This is a genomic window from Microbacterium resistens NBRC 103078 (genome assembly GCF_001552355.1).
GTDB classification, from domain to species: domain Bacteria; phylum Actinomycetota; class Actinomycetes; order Actinomycetales; family Microbacteriaceae; genus Microbacterium; species Microbacterium resistens.
In genome coordinates, this window is the sequence record NZ_BCRA01000182.1 from 1 (window position 1) to 4256 (window position 4256).

5 protein-coding genes are annotated in these 4256 nt (G+C 73.7%); 3 read left to right on the top strand and 2 right to left on the bottom strand.

Translation table 11 applies throughout. The annotated features are described in order from the left end of the window. Nucleotides 1-139: 139 nt before the first annotated feature. Entirely contained in the window at nt 140-1027 is an 888-nt protein-coding gene (locus MR1_RS18600; RefSeq protein WP_067250637.1) for a PHP domain-containing protein, read from the bottom strand. Between the two features lie 86 nt (nt 1028-1113). Between MR1_RS18600 and MR1_RS18605 the strand changes: the two genes are divergently transcribed. Beyond that, nucleotides 1114-2139: an endonuclease/exonuclease/phosphatase family protein gene (locus MR1_RS18605; protein ID WP_067250640.1), complete on the top strand. Its 1026-nt coding sequence runs from the start codon at nt 1114-1116 to the stop codon at nt 2137-2139. 18 nt (nt 2140-2157) lie between these two features. On the opposite strand, the gene MR1_RS18610 is transcribed toward MR1_RS18605, so the two are convergent. Further along, nucleotides 2158-2547 carry a DUF3054 domain-containing protein gene (locus MR1_RS18610; RefSeq protein WP_067250643.1) on the bottom strand — a complete coding sequence of 130 codons (390 nt, stop codon included), beginning with the start codon at nt 2545-2547 and terminating at the stop codon, nt 2158-2160. Between the two features lie 71 nt (nt 2548-2618). On the opposite strand from MR1_RS18610, the gene MR1_RS18615 reads away from it, so the two are divergent. Then, nucleotides 2619-4043 carry an aminopeptidase P family protein gene (locus MR1_RS18615; RefSeq protein WP_067250647.1) on the top strand — a complete coding sequence of 475 codons (1425 nt, stop codon included), beginning with the start codon at nt 2619-2621 and terminating at the stop codon, nt 4041-4043. After that, the coding region (locus MR1_RS18620) for a hypothetical protein (RefSeq protein ID WP_217996253.1) at nt 4040-4256 on the top strand (217 nt) is incomplete at its 3' end. The genes MR1_RS18615 and MR1_RS18620, both read left to right, overlap by 4 nt.

Here is a 4256-nt window from a genome sequence, read left to right on the forward strand (position 1 = left end):
GCCGCCGGTCCGGAGGCGCCGCCCCGTCCGGCGCCTGAGGCCCCGAGCCGTTTCGGGGCGGCAGTCGGTCGTTCGGGGCGCGCCCCGGGGTGTTTCCTCCCCAGCTCGCGCCCCGAAACGGCGCTCGCGCGCCGAGAGGTCAGGCGGGGAAGGACGGCGGGGATCCCGTGCCGCGCTCCAGGATGCGCCGGACCATGTCGTCCGAGGTCGTGTTCTCACCGGGCCGGTTCGGCTTGCCGTGGCCGTGGTAGTCGCTGGATCCGGTGACGATGAGGTCGTGCGCCCGTGCGAGGTCGCGCAGCACGCGCTTGCCCGACGGGGTGTTCTCGCGGTGCCCGATCTCCAGTCCTCCGAGACCGGCCGCGATGAGCTCCTCCAGCAGCGGGACCGGCACCATCTGGCTGCGCCCGGACGGGGCGGGGTGAGCCACCACCGCCACTCCCCCCGCCCGCGTGATCAGGCGCACGGCGCGGACGGGATCCGGGGCGTAATGCCCCTCGTAGTAGCCCTCCCGCGGGTGGAGGATGCCGTCGAACGCCGCCGTGCGGTCCACGGCGATCCCCCGCGCGACGAGGGCGTCCGCGATGTGCGGTCTGCCCACCGTCGCGTCGCCGGAGGTCTGGGCGAGCACGTCGGCCCAGGTGATCGGGTAGTCGCGGCCGATGTTGCGGACGATCCGCTCGGCCCGGCCGACGCGGTCGTCCCGGATGCGCTGCATCTCCGCCGCCAGGGCCGGCGACGCGGGATCGAACAGGTACGCCAGGACGTGGATGCTGCGCCAGCCGTCTCGCGTGGACAGCTCCATCCCCGGGAGGAACGTCATGCCGAGCCGGACCGCCTCGGCCCGCGCCTCGTCCCAGCCCGCGGTCGTGTCGTGGTCGGTGAGCGCGATCGTGCGGACGCCGTGAGCGTGCGCCTGCGCGACGACGGTCGCGGGCGGCTCGGTCCCGTCCGAGCGGTTCGAATGCAGGTGCAGGTCGCCGGGGCCCTGGAACCGGGGCCCGCCGGGCGCCGCAACATCCGTCATGCTCCGAGCGTAGCGAGCGCCGACGGCCAGCGGCGCGCCCGCCGCGCACCAGTCCGCTCCCAGGCGGCTCCCGTAGGCTCGACGCGATGTTCCGACTCCTGGGGATCCTCGTCACCGTGCTCTTCGCGATGCTGACGGCCGTTCTGACGTGGCCGCAGTTCTTCCGCCTCGAGCAGACCTTCCCCGTGACCCAGATGGTCGCCTCCCGCGGCCTCCTCGCCGCGGCCTTCCTCGGCGTGGTCGTGCTGGCACTGCTGCTCGCCATCGCCCGGCCCCTCCGTGGCTTCGCGGCGTCCCTCGCGATCGTGGCGCTGCTGGGCGCCGGCGCGTCGGCGGCGATCGGAGCGGTCCGCGGCTTCGCGCCGGCGGCGCTCCCCGAGAAGACCGGCAGCAGCGTCCGTGTGCTGGCCTGGAACACAGCCGGCGAGGCGGTCCCGGCGGAGGAGATCGCCCGGACCGTGGTCGGACAGGGCGCCGACATCGTGGCGCTCCCCGAGACCACCGAGGACGTGGGCGAGCAGATCGCGATCATGCTGCGCGAGCAGGGGCACCCGATGTGGGTGCACCACGTCCAGTTCCGCCCCGAGGTGGAGCAGGGTCCCGACTCCTGGCAGACGACGATCCTGATCTCCCCGGACCTCGGCGACTACGCCGTCGTCGAATCGGCCGCGGACGGCACCAGCAACACCGGCTCGGTGCCGAGCGTCGTCGTGATGCCGGTGGACGGCGACGGGCCCACCGTCGTCGCGGTGCACACCGTGGCCCCTCGCCCGGAGGACATGGACGGATGGCGCGAGGACCTGCGCTGGGTCGCGGACCAGTGCCCGGGCGGCAACGTCATCCTCGCCGGCGACTTCAACGCGACGATCGACCACATGGCCGGCCTCGGCGTCGACGGCGGAGACCTCGGCGCCTGCCGTGATGCCGCTGCCCGGACCGGCGCCGGTGCGCTGGGCACGTGGCCGACCTTCGTGCCCGAGCTCGTCGGCGCGCCGATCGACCACGTCATGGCGACCGACCAGTGGCGACCGAGCGGATCGCAGGTGCTGCCCGCGGCGGGCGGGAGCGATCACCGGGCCCTGATCACTCAGCTGGAGCCCGTGGCGCCGTAGCCCCGGCGTCGGGGCCGCTCAGACGTCCCGGCGCGAGCGGCGGGCGATCAGCGCGGCGACCAGTCGCCACCCGACGAGGAACAGCAGCAGCGTCGCCGTCGCGACGACGACGAACGGCAGGGCCGTGCCCGCACCCGTCGCGAGGCGCAGGAGCATGCCGCCCGCGACGGCGATCACCGCCAGCGGCAGCCCCGTCCGCAGCACCGCACGGGGCGCCCGCCACGCCACCAGCACGAGCCAGCCGAGCGCCAGCCCCACGAGGAACGGCCAGGCGGTCTCCACGACGCCGAGCGGTGTCAGCCCCCGTTCATGGCTGGCGCGCCCGATCGCGGCGAACACGAGGACGAGGACGACGTCGATGCCGGCGGCGGAGAGCCAGCGGGTCGGTGCAGAGGTGTCGGCGGTCATGTCCTCGCCAGACTACCCGCGCGGATCCGCCGGATCGCACCCGGGACGCGGCCCGGTGAGAGGATGGACCCATGAGCACTGCAGAGCGCGACACGATCGCCGAGACCCGCGACGACGCCGGCGAGGCCACGGAGAAGACCAACCGCCGCCAGCCCTTCCCCCAGGGCTTCCTGGACACGATCTCCACGGGCTGGGCGGATCGTCCCGAGTCGCTGCCCGCTCCCCGCGCGCAGGCGTCGTTCGCCGCCGCGCGCCGTGCGAAGGTCTCCGCCGCGTTCCCCGGCAAGCGGCTGGTGATCCCGGCGGGGTCGCTCAAGCAGCGCAGCAACGACACCGACTATCCGTTCCGCGCGCACTCCGCCTTCGCCCACCTGACGGGCTGGGCCGCGGACGCCGAGCCCGACTCGGTGCTCGTGCTGGACCCGACCGCCGAGGGCCACACCGCCACCCTCTACTTCCGGGAGCGCGCCGACCGCACGACCGCCGAGTTCTACTCGGACGCCACGATCGGCGAGTTCTGGATCGGGCCGCGCCCGTCGCTGGCGGGCGTGGCGGCGGATCTCGACATCCCGACCGCGCACCTGGAGCAGTTCGCCCCGGGCGACGACGATCTCGTCGTCGACGCCGACCCCGACCTCACCCGCGTCGTCTCGGAGCTGCGCCTCGTCAAGGACGAGTACGAGGTCGCCGAGATGCGTCGCGCGGTGGCCATCACCGCCGACGGCTTCGACGACATCGTCCGGGACCTCCCCCGCGCCATCGCGCACAGCCGCGGCGAACGGATCGTCGAGGGCGTGTTCCACCAGCGCGCCCGCAGCGACGGCAACTGGGAGGGCTACGACACCATCGCGGCGTCCGGCCCGCACGCCTGCTATCTGCACTGGACCCGCAACGACGGCGCCGTCGTCCCCGGGGACCTGATCCTCATCGACGCCGGTGTCGAGGCCGACAGCCTCTACACCGCCGACATCACCCGGACGCTTCCGGTCTCCGGCACCTTCAGCGAGGTGCAGCGGCGGGTCTACGACGCGGTGGTCGAGGCCGCCGACGCTGCCTTCGCCGCCGCCCGGGTCGGCGTCCCGTTCCGCACCGTGCACGAGGCCGCCATGCGCGTGATCGCCCGCCGCACGGCGGAGTGGGGCCTGCTGCCGGTGTCCGCGGACGAGGCGCTGGACGCGGACCGGGGCGGACAGCACCGCCGGTACATGGTGCACGGCACGAGCCACCACCTCGGCATCGACGTGCACGACTGCGCCCAGGCGCGGCGGGAGATGTACTACGACGGGATCATCGAGCCGGGGATGGTGTTCACGATCGAGCCCGGCCTCTACTTCCAGATCGACGACCTGACCGTTCCCGAGGAGCTCCGCGGGATCGGCGTGCGCATCGAGGACGACATCCTCATGACCGAGGAGGGGCCGGTGAACCTCTCCGCCGGGATCCCGCGCACCTCCGCCGAGGTGGAGGCCTGGATCGCCCGCCTGCAGGGCCGATGATGTTCTACGGAGGCTTCCCGGCCGTCGGCATGCTGCTCTTCTGGCTCCTCACGATCGTGATCCTCGGCGGCACCGTCTACCTCGCCGTCCGGTTCGCCGTCCTGCATGCGCTGAAGTCCCACACGCGGTGGATCGATGCGGGCAAGCCCTCGGAGCCGCCCGCGCCTCCGCAGACCCCGGGCGGCCCGCCGCCCTACGGCGCGCCGCCGGCGC